At 67.5% G+C, this 13763-nt stretch carries 16 protein-coding genes; 11 read left to right on the top strand and 5 right to left on the bottom strand.

Annotated features, from left to right (window positions below; all coding sequences use genetic code 11):
- The first annotated feature begins 10 nt into the window (after positions 1 to 10).
- The 11 genes from U5798_RS13005 (at position 11) to U5798_RS13055 (ending at position 10218) form a co-directional block, all read left to right on the top strand.
- The gene (locus U5798_RS13005; protein ID WP_185658158.1) at positions 11 to 265 is read left to right on the top strand and encodes an RNA-binding protein; all 255 of its coding nucleotides are present in this window, start codon (positions 11 to 13) and stop codon (positions 263 to 265) included.
- A gap of 279 nt (positions 266 to 544) precedes the next feature.
- Complete coding sequence (locus U5798_RS13010; protein WP_322082251.1) at positions 545 to 1588, top strand: alpha/beta hydrolase; 1044 nt, start codon at positions 545 to 547, stop codon at positions 1586 to 1588.
- Positions 1588 to 2130, top strand: coding sequence for a cytochrome P460 family protein (locus U5798_RS13015; protein WP_322082252.1), 543 nt, complete (start codon positions 1588 to 1590; stop codon positions 2128 to 2130). The genes U5798_RS13010 and U5798_RS13015 overlap by 1 nt, the downstream gene beginning before the upstream one ends.
- A gap of 279 nt (positions 2131 to 2409) precedes the next feature.
- On the top strand, positions 2410 to 2757 hold the full coding sequence (locus tag U5798_RS13020; RefSeq protein ID WP_124451432.1) for a DUF4148 domain-containing protein: 348 nt from the start codon (positions 2410 to 2412) through the stop codon (positions 2755 to 2757).
- 89 nt (positions 2758 to 2846) lie between these two features.
- Positions 2847 to 3638, top strand: a complete 792-nt coding sequence (locus U5798_RS13025) for an alpha/beta hydrolase (protein WP_322082253.1) — start codon at positions 2847 to 2849, stop codon at positions 3636 to 3638.
- Positions 3639 to 3714: 76 nt separating this feature from the next.
- Positions 3715 to 5115 (top strand): amidase family protein, encoded by a 1401-nt coding sequence (locus U5798_RS13030; protein WP_322082254.1) that lies wholly within the window; start codon positions 3715 to 3717, stop codon positions 5113 to 5115.
- A 378-nt stretch (positions 5116 to 5493) separates the two neighbouring features.
- Positions 5494 to 5964 carry a rhodanese-like domain-containing protein gene (locus U5798_RS13035; protein WP_322082255.1) on the top strand — a complete coding sequence of 157 codons (471 nt, stop codon included), beginning with the start codon at positions 5494 to 5496 and terminating at the stop codon, positions 5962 to 5964.
- Positions 5965 to 5993: 29 nt separating this feature from the next.
- Positions 5994 to 6935 carry a serine O-acetyltransferase EpsC gene (epsC, locus tag U5798_RS13040; RefSeq protein ID WP_124451424.1) on the top strand — a complete coding sequence of 314 codons (942 nt, stop codon included), beginning with the start codon at positions 5994 to 5996 and terminating at the stop codon, positions 6933 to 6935.
- A gap of 8 nt (positions 6936 to 6943) precedes the next feature.
- A complete protein-coding gene (locus tag U5798_RS13045; RefSeq protein WP_011356215.1) occupies positions 6944 to 7165 on the top strand; it encodes a helix-turn-helix domain-containing protein in 222 nt (73 codons plus the stop codon).
- Between the two features lie 136 nt (positions 7166 to 7301).
- Complete coding sequence (locus U5798_RS13050) at positions 7302 to 8234, top strand: family 2A encapsulin nanocompartment shell protein (protein ID WP_006479760.1); 933 nt, start codon at positions 7302 to 7304, stop codon at positions 8232 to 8234.
- On the top strand, positions 8209 to 10218 hold the full coding sequence (locus U5798_RS13055; RefSeq protein WP_124451422.1) for a family 2A encapsulin nanocompartment cargo protein cysteine desulfurase: 2010 nt from the start codon (positions 8209 to 8211) through the stop codon (positions 10216 to 10218). Before U5798_RS13050 ends, U5798_RS13055 begins: the two co-directional genes overlap by 26 nt.
- Before the next feature lie 63 nt (positions 10219 to 10281).
- Here U5798_RS13055 and U5798_RS13060 read toward each other — a convergent pair whose 3' ends face one another.
- The 5 genes from U5798_RS13060 to U5798_RS13080 form a co-directional block, all read right to left on the bottom strand.
- Positions 10282 to 11175 carry an acetylglutamate kinase gene (locus tag U5798_RS13060; protein ID WP_322082256.1) on the bottom strand — a complete coding sequence of 298 codons (894 nt, stop codon included), beginning with the start codon at positions 11173 to 11175 and terminating at the stop codon, positions 10282 to 10284.
- Positions 11176 to 11223: 48 nt separating this feature from the next.
- Positions 11224 to 11745 carry a PTS sugar transporter subunit IIA gene (locus U5798_RS13065; RefSeq protein ID WP_322082257.1) on the bottom strand — a complete coding sequence of 174 codons (522 nt, stop codon included), beginning with the start codon at positions 11743 to 11745 and terminating at the stop codon, positions 11224 to 11226.
- A 132-nt stretch (positions 11746 to 11877) separates the two neighbouring features.
- Positions 11878 to 12096 carry a hypothetical protein gene (locus U5798_RS13070; RefSeq protein WP_322082258.1) on the bottom strand — a complete coding sequence of 73 codons (219 nt, stop codon included), beginning with the start codon at positions 12094 to 12096 and terminating at the stop codon, positions 11878 to 11880.
- A 58-nt stretch (positions 12097 to 12154) separates the two neighbouring features.
- Entirely contained in the window at positions 12155 to 12526 is a 372-nt protein-coding gene (locus U5798_RS13075; RefSeq protein WP_322082259.1) for a DUF6697 family protein, read from the bottom strand.
- Between the two features lie 546 nt (positions 12527 to 13072).
- Entirely contained in the window at positions 13073 to 13687 is a 615-nt protein-coding gene (locus tag U5798_RS13080; protein WP_124451414.1) for a LysE family translocator, read from the bottom strand.
- Positions 13688 to 13763 lie beyond the last annotated feature (76 nt).

Below are 13763 nucleotides of genomic sequence, written 5' to 3' on the forward strand. Positions count from 1 at the left end.
AGGAGCCGTCATGGCCGAACTGTTGCTGGTCAATGTCGAAGAACACGCACGCGACGACGAGGTCGGCGCGTTCCTGACGCGGCATGGATTCCCGCTGTTCGATTCGATCGAACGCGTGCCGGCCGGGATCGGCGACCCCATCGCGCTGCTCAGGTTCAGTACGCTGTCGTCGGTGGGGCTCTACACGCTGCGCGCGCGGATCGACCACATTTCGTGGCGGGGGCGATCGATTCGTGCGCATATCCTGCCGGATCGGAAGGCGTGAACGGATTCGCGCGTCGGTGTGGTTCGAGCGTCGATTGCGGGCCGACCGTCATGCGGCCCAACGCCGATACGCGTTTCCCGCACGATTTTTGAATCGCCGTGTGTCGTGTTCGCACCTGGATACGTTGGGATACAAAGCCTCCAGATGGTTCGGATATAAATCCGGTGAAGCGATTCACACGGCGGCGCGGTGCCATGCGCCGCCGCTGCGAACGGCGAAACCGGATTGCCCGCACGTGCGCGGGCCCCTTCCTTAGCGATCGACACTGGAGAACGAGTCATGCCTGATACCGTGAACACCCGCCGCCGCCTGATCCTGGGCTCGACGCTGGCGAGCCTGAGCCTTGCCGACCTTGGGTTCAGCGCGCTCGCGCATGCGCAGTCGGCCCCCGATGCCTCGACTGCGAAGCGCGCGGCCGGCGTCGCGTCGCTGGGCACGATCCACCAGATCGACGCGGGCGTGCTCAACGTCGGGTATGCCGATCTCGGCCCGAAGAAAGGCCCCGTCGTGTTCCTGCTGCACGGCTGGCCGTACGACATCCATAGCTACGCGGAAGTCGCGCCGCTGCTCGTCAAGGCAGGCTATCGCGTGATCGTGCCGTACCTGCGCGGCTACGGCTCGACGACGTTCCGCTCGGCCGACACGGTGCGCAACGGCCAGCAGGGCGTGACGGCCGTCGACATCGTCGCGCTGATGGATGCGCTGAAGATCGACAGCGCCGTGTTCGGCGGCTACGACTGGGGCGCGCGCACGGCCGACATCATCGCGGCGCTGTGGCCGCAGCGCGTGAAGGCGCTGGTGTCGGTGAGCGGCTACCTGATCGGCAGCCAGGCGGCAAACGCCAAGCCGCTGCCGCCGCAGGCCGAATTCCAGTGGTGGTATCAGTTCTACTTCACGACCGAGCGCGGCGAACTCGGCTACGCCGCGAACCGCGATGCGTTCAACAAGCTGATCTGGCAGCTCGCGTCGCCGAAGTGGCAGTTCTCCGACGAAACCTATGCGCGCTCGGCCGCGTCGTTCCAGAACCCCGATCACGTGGCCGTCGTGATCCACAACTATCGCTGGCGCCTCGGGCTCGCGAAGGGCGAGGCGCAGTACGACGACATCGAGCGGCGCCTGGCGGCCGGGCCCGCGATCACCGTGCCGACGATCACGATGGAAGGCGACGCGAACGGCGCGCCGCATCCGGAACCGGCCGCGTATGCGAAGAAGTTCACGGGCAAGTACCAGCACCGGACGATCTCCGGCGGCATTGGCCACAACCTGCCGCAGGAAGCGCCGCAGGCGTTCGCCGACGCGATCCTGCAAGTGGAGCATCTGTGATGCGGGCACGCATGGGGGTGTGGCGGCGCGGTGCGCGCCGTGCGCTCGTCGCAGGCGTGCTGCTGGGCGGCGCGTTGTCGGCCAGCGGCCCGGCCGCGTTTGCGGAGCAGCCGAAGCCGGCTGCAGCCGCATCGCCGATCTACGGCGTGACGATCCCGCCCGGCTACCGGAAGTGGGAAATGGTCGCGCCGGCCGAGGAAGCCGCGCCGCTGGATGAGTTGCGCGTGGTGCTCGGCAACCCCGTTGCGATTCGCGCGCTCGAACAGGCGACGCTGCCGTTCCCGGACGGCACGATCCTCGTGAAGCTCGCGTACAAACGCAAGCAGTCCGACGAGTTCGCGCCGGCGACGGTGCCCGGCCAGGCGACGACCGTGCAGGTGATGGTGAAGGACTCGCGCCGCTATGCAGCGACGGGCGGCTGGGGCTTCGGGCGTTTCATCAACGGCGTGCCGGCCGATATCGGCCAGCATCAGACGTGTTTTGCGTGTCACCAGGCGCGCGTGAAGAACCACGACTACGTGTTCACGCGGCTCGCGCCCTGACGCGCGAGGGCCATGTGAAGTGGAAGGAAAGGCGTGCCTTGCGAGGCACGCCTTTTTTCATGGTGCGTGGGGTGTGGCGAAACGCATCGGCAAGCGGGTTTGTATCGCACTGTATCTGCGGCCGTTCCTGAAAAACTGGCATGCAGAAAGCACCGGTTCCGGAAACATGCCGGATACGTGGGCGGGTTCTACTGTCGACATGCAGCAAACGTTCGGTGCCAGACGTTCGCACCGGATGCCAGGTGATCGATACCCCAACTTCCTTCCAGGAGAACTGTCATGAAAGCCGCTCGAATCCTCGCCGTTGCCGTCCTCGCCGTCGCTCCCGCGTTGTCGTTCGCCGATACCGGTCACGGCCTCACGCGTGCCGACGTGCGCGCAGAACTCGTCCGTCTCGAGAAGGCCGGCTACAGCCCGGCCGGCAGCGAGGCGCATTACCCGGACGATATCGCCGCCGCGCAGAACGCCGTCGCGGCCGCCGAGCAAGTTGCGCGTTCCGACCAGAACGGCCCGTCGAAGTCGCAAGGCGACAACGTGGCCGATGCGTCGACGCCGGCCGGCCATCGCGATGCCGCGCAATCGCGCGCCGCACGCAACGCCGCCGACGACCTGTACGCGCATTCGTGATTCCATGCCGCGCCGCGCCTGCCGCATGCAGGCGCGGCCGCCCAGGCAACACTTCACTTCAACGACACGATAAAGAAAGGAGCATGATGATGGCCGGTTTGATGAAACGCGTCCTGGTATCCGCCGTGGTGATCGGCGGACTGTTCGGTGCAGCCGCGGCGCAGGCCGCGCCGAAGGAAGACCTGAAGGGCACGAACGTCGTGCTCGTGCACGGCGCGTTCGCCGACGGGTCGAGCTGGAACCGCGTGATTCCGCTGCTCGAGGCGCGCGGGCTGCACGTGGTGTCGGTGCAGAATCCGCTGAGCTCGCTCGCCGACGATGCTGCCGCGACGAAGCGCACGATCGACGAGCAGAAGGGGCCGGTCGTGCTGGTTGGCCATTCGTGGGCCGGCGTCGTGATCAGCGATGCGGGCAACGACGACAAGGTGAAGTCGCTCGTGTACGTCGCGGCGTTCGCGCCCGACAACGGCCAGTCGATCGCCGACGTCACGCAAGGGCTGCCGGCGCCGGCCTGGGCCGGTGAACTGCGCAAGGACGCGGGCGGTTTCACGCGCCTGTCGGACAAGGCGATCGCGCAGGATTTCGCGCCGGACCTGCCGCCTGCGCAGCAGCGCCTCGTTGCGGCGACCCAGGGGCCGTGGTATGGCGGTTGCATCTCGGAGAAGGTCACGCAGGCCGCGTGGCACGCGAAGCCGTCGACGTTCGTCGTCGCGACGCAGGACAAGATGATCGACCCGAAGCTGCAGGAAGCGATGGCGAAGCGGATTGGCGCGACGGTTGCTCGCGTGAACAGCAGCCATGTCGCGATGCTGAGCCAGCCGAAGGCCGTGGCCGACGCGATTATCGCGGCGGCCGAACGCGCGAAGCGGGATACGCAGTGAGTGAATGCGGTGCCGTGGCTTCGCGAGGAAGCGCGGCGCCGTGAGCGTTTGTGATGCCTTTCCACCAGGAGAAGTCATGACCGAACTCTGGCAACTGTCGGCAACCGAACTCGCGAAACGCGTGCGTCAGCGTGACGTGTCTGCGCGCGACGTGGCGGACGCCGTGCTCGATCGTCTCGATGCGGTGAATCCGGCGATCAATGCAGTGGTCGAACACCGCCCCGACGACGTGCGGCGGCAGGCCGACGAAGTCGATCGCGCGATCGCGCGCGGCGACGATCCGGGGCCGCTCGCGGGCGTGCCCGTCACCGTGAAGATCAACATCGATCAGGCAGGATTCGCGACGACCAACGGCACGCGCCTGCAGGAAAACCTGATTGCGCACGCCGACAGCCCGGTGGTCGCCAACATCCGGAAGGCCGGCGGGGTCCTGCTCGGCCGTACCAATTCGCCGGCGTTCGCATTGCGCTGGTTCACGTCGAATCGCGTGCACGGCCGCACGCGCAATCCGCGCAACGCGTCGCTGACGCCGGGCGGATCGAGTGGCGGTGCGGCCGCCGCAGTGGCTGCCGGGATCGGCCCGCTTGCGGTCGGTACGGACATCGGCGGCTCGGTGCGTTACCCGGCTTATGCGTGCGGCGTGCACGGGATCCGGCCGTCGCTCGGCCGCGTGCCGGCGTTCAATGCGTCGTCGCCCGAGCGCGCGATCGGTGCGCAGCTGATGTCGACGGCGGGGCCGATCGCGCGCACGATCGACGATCTGTCGCTCGCGCTGCGCGCGTTCGCTGCGCCGGATCCGCGCGATCCATGGAACGCGGCCGTGCCGTTCGACGGCCGCGAGGTGCCGAAGCGCGCGGCGCTGTGCGTGCGCCCGCGCGGCCTGGAGGTCGTGCCCGAAGTCGAGGCCGCGTTGCGCGACGCCGCGCGCCGGCTGGTCGATGCAGGCTGGACCGTCGACGAGGTCGACGATACGCCGCCGATGCGGGAGGCCGCGCTGTTGCAGGAACAGCTGTGGCTCGGTGACGGGTTCGATGCGTTGGCGAATGCGGTCGAGCAGGATGGCGATCCGGGTGCGGCCGCGGTGATTGCCGCCGTGCGCGGCAAGGTGCGCGACCTGCCGGCCGACGTGATCAGCCGCGCGCTCGTTCGGCGCACGACGCTGACGCGGCAATGGCGACTGTTTCTCGACGAGTATCCGGTGTTGCTGCTGCCCGTTTCATCGGAATTGCCGTTCGCCGATGATCTCGACCGTCAAGGGCCGGACGGCTTCGACCGCGTGTGGGAAGCGCAGCTCACGTTGCGCGCGCTGCCGGCGATGGGGCTGCCGGGGCTGGCTGTCACGACGTCGCTCGCGAACGGCACGCCGGTGGGCGTGCAGGTGGTGGCCACGCATCATCGCGAGGATCTGTGTCTGCTCGCAGGGCGCGATATCGAGGCGCGTGGCGTGCCGATCGTGCCGGTCGATCCGGTGCCGTGACGGGCTGGCGGCGCGTGCATCGGCGATGCACGCGCTATTCGCACCTGCCCATGCCTGCCTGGACATTCCATTTCGGATTCCATGGCAACGCGGCTCGCGCCGGGGTGATCATCTCGCCCCCTTTCCTTTCAACTCCCTTCGATGCAAGCCATCGAACGGCCCCCTCCCGCCTTTCCCACCCGCCAGCGACCGCGCCCCAATAGCGCGCGTCTGCTATTGCATTCCCCGCGGCGCTGATTAGGAAATGAATTTTTATTGGTTCAGCTTCCCCGACCGCACTCGCATAGTGGTGCTGACGGCTATAGACAGCACGCAAGCTGCAACAGCCGCATTCCCGGTGTTTTTGTTCATACGAATCTACGAAAACAAGGAAGTGTCATGACGGTTGAACTGCAAGAACGAACTGCTGCACAGCAGGCGCTCGAAGACGCGCGCACGGCGGCAGCGGAGGCCGGTACGCCTTATGCGGGCGGCGTTGCGCCGGAAGCCGCGTGGGCGCTGTTCTCGGCGGGAGACGCATTGCTGGTGGACGTACGCACGGCGGAAGAACGGAAATTCGTCGGCCACGTGCCGGAGTCGCTGCACGTACCGTGGGCGACGGGCACGAGCCTGACGCGCAATCCGCGCTTCGTGCGCGAGCTGGAAGCGAAGACCGGCAAGGAGGCCGTCGTGCTGTTGCTGTGCCGCAGCGGCAACCGCTCGGCACAGGCGGCCGAGGCCGCGACGAAGGGCGGTTTCACGCAAGTATTCAACGTGCTCGAAGGGTTCGAGGGCGACCTCGACGAGCGGCAGCATCGCGGTGGCCAGAACGGTTGGCGCTTCCGCGGCCTGCCGTGGGCGCAGGACTGATTCACGGCCGTTACGGGGAGAACAGCAGCATGGCCGCATTCGACATCGACGACATCGTTCAATCGCTGCAGACGGTGCGCCGCGCATGGCGCGAGAAGCAGCGGCGCTCGCTCGAACCGGGCGGGCGCGACCTGCCGGCGCGCGAGGCGCTTGCGCAGATCATCGGTGCGCTGAAGGGCGTGCTGTTCCCGATGCGTCTCGGGCCGCCCGATTTGCGGCAGGAGAGCGAGAACTTCCACGTGGCCCATGCGCTCGACGCGGCGCTGAATGCGCTGCTCACGCAAGTGACGCTCGAGTTGCGCTATGCGGCGCGCCAGCGTAATGCCGACGGGCCGCCGCCCGACAACCTCGACGAAGTCGCGTCGAAAGCCGTGCAGGCCTTCGCCGCGCGGTTGCCCGAGATCCGCCGGCTGCTCGACAGCGACGTGCTGGCCGCGTTCCACGGCGATCCGGCGGCCGGCAGCGTCGACGAGGTGCTGCTGTGCTACCCGGGCATCCTCGCGATGATCCACCACCGGCTCGCGCACGAGCTGTACGGGCTCGGCCTGCCGTTGCTCGCGCGGATCATCGCCGAGCAGGCGCATGCGGAAACGGGCATCGACATTCATCCGGGCGCACGCATCGGCGCGGGTTTTTTCATCGACCACGGCACGGGCGTCGTGATCGGCGAGACGGCGATCATCGGCGAGCGCGTGCGCGTGTACCAGGCCGTCACGCTCGGCGCGAAGCGCTTCCCGCGCGATGCGGCCGGCCATCTGGAGAAAGGGCTCGCACGCCATCCGATCGTCGAGGACGACGTCGTGATCTATGCGGGCGCAACGATCCTCGGCCGCGTGACGATCGGGCGCGGCGCGGTGATCGGCGGCAACGTGTGGCTCACGCAGGACGTGCCGGCCGGCGAAAACGTCACGCAGGCCGTGCTGCGCAGCGAAGCGAACGCCGTGCCGCGTGCAGCGGCGCGCGTCGCCTAGGAGGCGCGATGAGCGACCTCATCCATCACTTCGGCGCCAACGTGCGCAAGCTGCGCGAAGCGCGCACGTGGTCGCAGGAGCAGCTGGCCGAGCATGCGGGGCTGAACCGCTCGTATGTCGGCGAGATCGAGCGCGGCGAGGCGATCGCGTCGATCGTCACGGCCGACAAGATCGCGCGCGCGTTCGACGTGTCGATCTCGACGCTGCTGCCGGGCGCGTACGTCACCTGAGGCCGCTTCGCGACATTTCCCTTTCGGTTGCATGACCTGACGGCTATAGCATGTTGAGCCGGCAGGCGCGTGCTTCCGATAATCACCCAGCGTCATAAGCAATCCCGTTTTTCATCTTAAGAACCCGGAGCCACACATGTCGACCGTTGCAAGCGGCACGGCCGCGCTGAGCGATCACGCCGCCCGCCAACTAGCGAACGCTACCAAGACCGTCCCCCAGCTTTCCACGATCACGCCGCGCTGGCTGACCCATCTGCTGCAGTGGGTGCCGGTCGAGGCCGGCATCTATCGGCTGAACCAGGTGAAGAACCCGGAAGCCGTGCGCGCCGCGTGCACGCAGCTCGAGGACGAAAGCGTGCTGCCGCAGACCTTCGTGCCGTACGAGGAACAGCCGCGCGAGTACTTCCTGAATGCGGTCAGCACGGTGCTCGACGTGCATACGCGGATCTCCGACCTGTACAGCAGTCCTCATGACCAGATCAAGGAACAGCTGCGCCTGACGATCGAGACGATCAAGGAGCTGCAGGAAAGCCAGCTGATCAACAACCCCGACTACGGCTTGCTCGCGAACGTGACCGACGAACAGCGGATCTTCCCGCTGACGGGCGCACCGACGCCGGACGATCTCGACGAACTGCTGACGAAGGTGTGGAAGGAGCCGGCATTCTTCCTCACGCATCCGCTCGCGATCGCCGCGTTCGGCCGCGAGTGCACGCGGCGCGGCGTGCCGCCGCCGACGGTCAGCCTGTTCGGCTCGCAGTTCCTCACGTGGCGCGGCATTCCGCTGATTCCGTCGGACAAGGTGCCCGTTGCGGACGGCAAGACCAAGATCCTGCTGCTGCGCGTCGGCGACAAGCGCCAGGGCGTCGTCGGCCTGTATCAGCCGGGCGTCGCGGGCGAGCAGGGGCCGGGCCTGTCGGTGCGCTTCATGGGGATCAACAACCAGGCGATCGCGTCGTACCTGATCTCGCTGTATTGCTCGCTCGCGGTCCATTCGCCGGATGCGCTGGCTGTCCTCGATGACGTCGAAATCGCCAAGTTCCATGACTATCCCGACACCTACCGTTAATCCCGGCCTGGCCGGCGGCGACGCACACGCGCTGCCGCACGCGCCGCTGCCGGCAGGGTTGCCGGACCCGGCGACGCTCGCGCGGCTCGCGTCCGAGTTCTTCGCGACGCCGCCCGGGCAGGCCACCGCGCCCGGGCTGTCGGCCGGCAGCGGCGCGGTCGGCGGCGTGCCGTCGGCATTGCCGGCGGCCGCGCCGATCCTCGCGTCGGTGAGTAACCCGGTGCCGGGCGGTTCGCCGCTCGCGGGCCCGGGCGGCGCGGGTACCGGCGTGCCGGGGCTCGCGCTGCCGCAGGGCAAGGTGCCCGGCGCGAACCTCGCGCCGTCCGCGCCGACGCACGTGCTGTCGCTCGGCAACCGCGCACCCGCGCTCGCGCCGCATGCGGCCGCGCAGAACGGGCTGCCCGACAACGCCGTGTCGATCGCGCCCGCGCTCGAACCGCGTGTCGGCGGCGCGGCGCTCGGCGTGCCGCAGGTGAATGCGCCGGCACCGGAAAGCGCGGCGAAGGCGTCGCCGTACTACTTCACCGACGGTTCGCTGCAAGGCTGGCAGGCGACGCCGCAGGACATCGTCGTGCCGTCGAACGGGCTGGCATCGCCGGAAGCGTTCGGGCTGCCGGGCGACGATGCGCTGCGCGAACTGCTCGCCGTGCATCGCGACGTGCCGGTGTCGCGCGCATCCGGCGCCGACGTGCCGCGCTACTTCATCGACGACTCGCACGCCACGCACGCAGCCGAGCCGCAAGGCCAGCTGTATCGCGGCGCGCACCCGCCGTTCGACGTCAATGCGATCCGCCGCGATTTCCCGATCCTGCAGGAGCGCGTGAACGGCAAGCAGCTCGTCTGGTTCGACAACGCGGCGACGACGCACAAGCCGCAGGCCGTGATCGATCGTCTCGCGTATTTCTATGCGCACGAGAACTCGAACATTCACCGCGCGGCGCACGCGTTGGCCGGCCGCGCGACGGATGCGTACGAGCATGCACGGGAAACGGTGCAGCGCTTCATCGGCGCATCGTCGCCGGACGAGATCGTGTTCGTGCGCGGCACGACCGAGGCGATCAACCTGATCGCGAAGTCGTGGGGCGTGCAGAACGTCGGCGAAGGCGACGAGATCATCGTGTCGAATCTCGAGCATCACGCGAACATCGTGCCGTGGCAGCAGCTTGCTGCGCTCAAAGGCGCGAAGCTGCGCGTGATTCCGGTCGACGATTCGGGGCAGGTTTTGCTCGACGAATACCGGAAGCTGCTGAACGACCGCACGAAGATCGTGTCGGTCACGCAGGTGTCGAATGCGCTCGGCACGGTCGTGCCGGTGAAGGAGATCGTCGATCTCGCGCATCGCGCGGGCGCGAAGGCGCTCGTCGACGGTGCGCAGTCGATCTCGCACATGCGCGTCGACGTGCAGGCGCTCGATGCGGATTTCTTCGTGTTCTCCGGGCACAAGATCTACGGGCCGACCGGGATCGGCGTCGTGTACGGCAAGCGCGCGATCCTCGACGACATGCCGCCCTGGCAGGGCGGCGGCAACATGATCGCGGACGTGACGTTCGAGCGCACGGTGTTCCAGCCGCCGCCGAACCGCTTCGAAGCCGGCACCGGCAACATTGCGGATGCCGTGGGGCTCGGCGCCGCGCTCGACTACGTGAACCGCGTCGGCATCGAGAACATCGCGCGCTACGAGCACGATCTGCTTGCGTATGCAACGAGCGTACTCGCGCCGGTGCCGGGCGTGCGGCTCGTCGGCACCGCGCGCGACAAGGCGAGCGTGCTGTCGTTCGTGCTGAAGGGCTATGAAACCGAGGAAGTCGGGCAGGCGCTGAACGAAGAGGGCATCGCGGTGCGCTCGGGGCATCACTGCGCGCAGCCGATCTTGCGGCGCTTCGGGCTCGAGGCCACGGTGCGGCCGTCGCTCGCGTTCTACAACACGTGTGACGAAGTCGATGCGCTGGTGCGTGTCGTGAAGCGGCTCGCCACGCGGCGTTGATGGCGATGTTGTCCGCTTGCGGCGGCCCTCGCGGGTCGCCGCAAGCGTTTTCCTGCTACCCGGTCAGAACCGCACGACCGGCTTCTTCTCGACGCTGAATCCGTCGCGCAGCACGCACGCGGAATCGGCGAAGTAGCGGCGCGTTTCCGACAGCAGGTCGGTGTTGCCGCGCCGGCAGAACACCACGCCGGATCCTTCCTCCGTCAGCAGTTCGTCGATCAGCGATTCGGGTTGCCCGAGATCGGCGAGGTGGACGTTCTGTACGCCGTGCGCGAGCGCATCGAGCGCTTCCCGCACGCAAGGCGCCGCATCGGCGGCCGGATGTTCGGCAAGCCATTGCTCGAGTTCCGTGATGCCGTACAACCCTGCAAGCTCGCCGAGTTCGTGCAGCAATGTGCTGTCGACCATCATCACCAGCGTGACGGCGCCCGTGCGTTGCGCCAACAGGCTGCCGACGCGTTCCGGGCGCAGCAGATGGTCGTGGCCCGCGTCGTCCGGTGCGACCGGCATCACGACGGGCACCAGTCCGTTTTCCAGAAATGCATTCAGCGCGGCGCCGTCGAATCGTGCGACCGCGCTCGTGTGGGTGCGGTCGGGTTCCGCGCTGGCGACCAGCAGGCCGCCGTCGTGACCGTCGATGCCGATCGCCTTGGCACCGTGACTGCCGATCAGGCGCACCAGTTCGTGATTGACGGCGGCCATCGCGGCGTGGGCGGTGTGAACCGATTGCGTATCGGACGCGGCCGGTCCGGCCTGCACGACGATCGGACGAACGCCGGTGAGTGCGAGCAGTGCGACATCCTGCGCGAAGGTTGAGCGGGTGCGCGCATCGTTCGCGGCGCCGCCGTCGACGATGACGACGGTCTGGCCGTGCAGCGCCTGCATGAACGGCAGCGAGCGGGCCAGGCCAGCGACGCGCCGCGACGTGAGAGTGGGACTGTCAGGGTCTGGGAACATGGGAATCCGAAAGGATGAAGGGAGTGCCTGCTGCCGCGCGGTGCGGCGTCAGTGCGTGCGTTGCATCAGCCGGTGAATCTCGTCGGGCGTGCGCGCATCGCGCGACGCCTGCCGGAACGGGCGTTCGCTGAAGCACCGCGCCGCGTCGGCGAGCAGTTCGAGATGCGCGCGGTCGTCCGCTTGCGGCAGGACCAGCACGATGAACTCGCGCACGGGCTTGCGGTCTGGCGCGTTGAACGCGAACGGGTACAGCGTGCGAACGAACAGCGCGACGGCCGTGTCGAGCCCGTCGACCCGCGCATGCGGAATCGCGACGCCCTGGCCGAGGCCGGTCGAGCCGAGTTGCTCGCGCTTCGTCAGTTCCGCGCTGATCCGTTCCGCGGATACACCGCTGCCGCGCTCGATATATCGCGCGACGAGATCGAACAGCTGGATCGCGCTTTCGACGGGCACGTCAAGCAGGATGTTGTCCGGCGGGCACGCGTCGGCCAGCCGGGTCGCGAACGGTGCACCGCCGCGTCGGTGAGGAAGGTCGGGTTGGCCGCCGACGGCGGCCTGCTGCGTTTGCATGCGGATCTCTCCGTGTCGGGATGACAGGGAAATCCTAGACAAAACCGCGTAAAGACGGTGTCAGAGACACGGGGGCCCGGTATTAAAATTTCGTATCGATCGTCGATGGAACCGGGCCCGACACGTGTGCCCTCAGGTACCCGACAGCACGAACGGCAGCGTCGTCAGCAGAAAGACCGAAATGCCGACGACCGGCGCACCGAACGCGATCGCCGCGAATGCTACCGCGGCGCTGGTCAATACGAGCGTTCTCGACACCCGGCGGTGCCGGTCGTGCGCGATCGTCCTGTTGTCGCGGTCTGCATCGGTTCGCGCACCGATCACATGTTTCCAGAACGTCAGGCCAAGCATGATTGCTCCTGTGTGAAAGAGGACCACGGCACGGCGCGTGCCGTGCCGTGCAAGCGTGTCAGGTGCGTTTGAGCTTGAGCACGCGCGAGATCTGCGCGGCCGTGAAGCCGCTGTTGCGCACGTAAGGTGCGCAGTCGAGCGGCGCCGTGAGCGATTCGCTGACGACGTACCGGCCGACGAAGCGGTAGGAATCGGTTGCCATCCTGATGAATACCGGAATCGCATCGCGTTGCGCGGCGAGCGTCCTGCCGGCCGAGCGCGCAGACGCGCTGCCGTCGCAGAGGATCACGTCGGGTGCGTGCGGGTTGAGGTCCGTGCGCAGGCAGGCGGCCACGACCTTGCCGTTCTTCGTCGGCAGGAATCCCTGCTTGCTCCCGCCGCAGGCGCTGTGGATGAATTCGCGTGTGTACTGCTTGTCGATCTCGAACATGACCGGGCTCCGGTATCGGAAATTTCCGTGAATGAAATCAGGTATGCAAAGTAAATGAATCGGGCAGGCGGATCGATGATGCGTCGTTGCACGGGATGTACCGCGCACACATGCTCGAACGCACGCGTCGCGATGCGCGGTTATCGCATCGACATCGTGTTCAGGCGTGCACGGGAATGACTACGGCGCGCACCGTCCGCCAGGTGGCAGGACGGTGGCTCGGGGAAAGCGAGACGCAGGCGTCCTGCCCGTCAGGCAGAGAAGCAACTCGGAGGACGAGGACTTCGGATGCGCATGTCGCGTGCTCGGTGGTGGATGGCGAACCCATTCTAGTGAGCGTATTCGCGGGCGCAAGTAAAAAGGTCGTAAAGGCGTGCGAATGGGCCGTTACGTGCACTGCCAGGGATGCGCGCTGGTGCGGCGGGGTGCGCACCGGAACGTGTAGCACCGCTGCCTCACGACGATCCTCCGTCGTCGACAATGGTTTGCACGGCTGGCTTGACGACGAGCGGAGAAGATTCGACGGAAGCGGGGGCGCGCGGCGGATCAACGTCCGGCCAGCATCCGACCGCCCACCCCCATCAGCAGCAGGCCGGCCGTGGTATCGAGCACGGCCTTGCGCCGGACCAGCAACCCACGCACGGAAGGATGCGACGCGAGCAGCGCCATCGCGCAATACCACGCGGCCGAGATCGAGACCGACAGTACGACGACCACGAGATCGAGCCACGCCGGCGCATGGGCTGGCACCATCAGCGCGAAGATACTGCCGTAGAACGCGACGGATTTCGGGTTCGTCATGCTGACGACGTAGCCCTTTTTCGCTGCGTTCCAGTCGGAAGCAGCAGCCGGCGCGGAAACGGGCAGCGGCTTGCGTGCGGTCACGATCATTTTCAGGCCGAGCCAGATCAGGTACGCAGCGCCTGCGAGCCGCAGCGCGGTGTGGACCCATGCGACGTGCGTCACGAGCAGGCTCAACCCGGCGATCGCGATCGCGGCCCAGGTGCCGGACGCGGCAGCGAGGCCGAGCCCCGTCATCACGCCCGCGCGGCGCGACACGACGGCGGTCGCCGTGACGATCACGAAGTTCGGGCCCGGGCTGGCAACGCTCAGCAGCAGGACGCCGGCGAGCGGAAGCAAGGTGTTGAGGGTGGTTGACATGGCGTGGCCGGCGGCGCGGGTGGACGGGCTTTCATCTTACCCGAGCGCGGTAACGGCCTCGCATACGGTCGATCCC

This window comes from Burkholderia sp. BCC1972 (assembly GCF_905339605.1).
Classification (GTDB): Bacteria; Pseudomonadota; Gammaproteobacteria; order Burkholderiales; family Burkholderiaceae; genus Burkholderia.

Excerpts from the sequence above, each read along its gene's own strand:
- U5798_RS13080 (WP_124451414.1), bottom strand. The coding sequence starts at position 13,687 with ATGTCAACCACCCTCAACACCTTGCTTCCGCTCGCCGGCGTCCTGCTG.
- U5798_RS13060 (WP_322082256.1), bottom strand. The coding sequence starts at position 11,175 with ATGTTCCCAGACCCTGACAGTCCCACTCTCACGTCGCGGCGCGTCGCT.
- U5798_RS13010 (WP_322082251.1), top strand. The coding sequence starts at position 545 with ATGCCTGATACCGTGAACACCCGCCGCCGCCTGATCCTGGGCTCGACG.
- U5798_RS13035 (WP_322082255.1), top strand. The coding sequence starts at position 5,494 with ATGACGGTTGAACTGCAAGAACGAACTGCTGCACAGCAGGCGCTCGAA.
- U5798_RS13055 (WP_124451422.1), top strand. The coding sequence starts at position 8,209 with ATGACTATCCCGACACCTACCGTTAATCCCGGCCTGGCCGGCGGCGAC.
- U5798_RS13070 (WP_322082258.1), bottom strand. The coding sequence starts at position 12,096 with ATGCTTGGCCTGACGTTCTGGAAACATGTGATCGGTGCGCGAACCGAT.
- U5798_RS13050 (WP_006479760.1), top strand. The coding sequence starts at position 7,302 with ATGTCGACCGTTGCAAGCGGCACGGCCGCGCTGAGCGATCACGCCGCC.
- U5798_RS13065 (WP_322082257.1), bottom strand. The coding sequence starts at position 11,745 with ATGCAAACGCAGCAGGCCGCCGTCGGCGGCCAACCCGACCTTCCTCAC.
- U5798_RS13030 (WP_322082254.1), top strand. The coding sequence starts at position 3,715 with ATGACCGAACTCTGGCAACTGTCGGCAACCGAACTCGCGAAACGCGTG.
- U5798_RS13015 (WP_322082252.1), top strand. The coding sequence starts at position 1,588 with ATGCGGGCACGCATGGGGGTGTGGCGGCGCGGTGCGCGCCGTGCGCTC.
- U5798_RS13020 (WP_124451432.1), top strand. The coding sequence starts at position 2,410 with ATGAAAGCCGCTCGAATCCTCGCCGTTGCCGTCCTCGCCGTCGCTCCC.
- epsC (WP_124451424.1), top strand. The coding sequence starts at position 5,994 with ATGGCCGCATTCGACATCGACGACATCGTTCAATCGCTGCAGACGGTG.
- U5798_RS13045 (WP_011356215.1), top strand. The coding sequence starts at position 6,944 with ATGAGCGACCTCATCCATCACTTCGGCGCCAACGTGCGCAAGCTGCGC.
- U5798_RS13025 (WP_322082253.1), top strand. The coding sequence starts at position 2,847 with ATGGCCGGTTTGATGAAACGCGTCCTGGTATCCGCCGTGGTGATCGGC.
- U5798_RS13005 (WP_185658158.1), top strand. The coding sequence starts at position 11 with ATGGCCGAACTGTTGCTGGTCAATGTCGAAGAACACGCACGCGACGAC.
- U5798_RS13075 (WP_322082259.1), bottom strand. The coding sequence starts at position 12,526 with ATGTTCGAGATCGACAAGCAGTACACACGCGAATTCATCCACAGCGCC.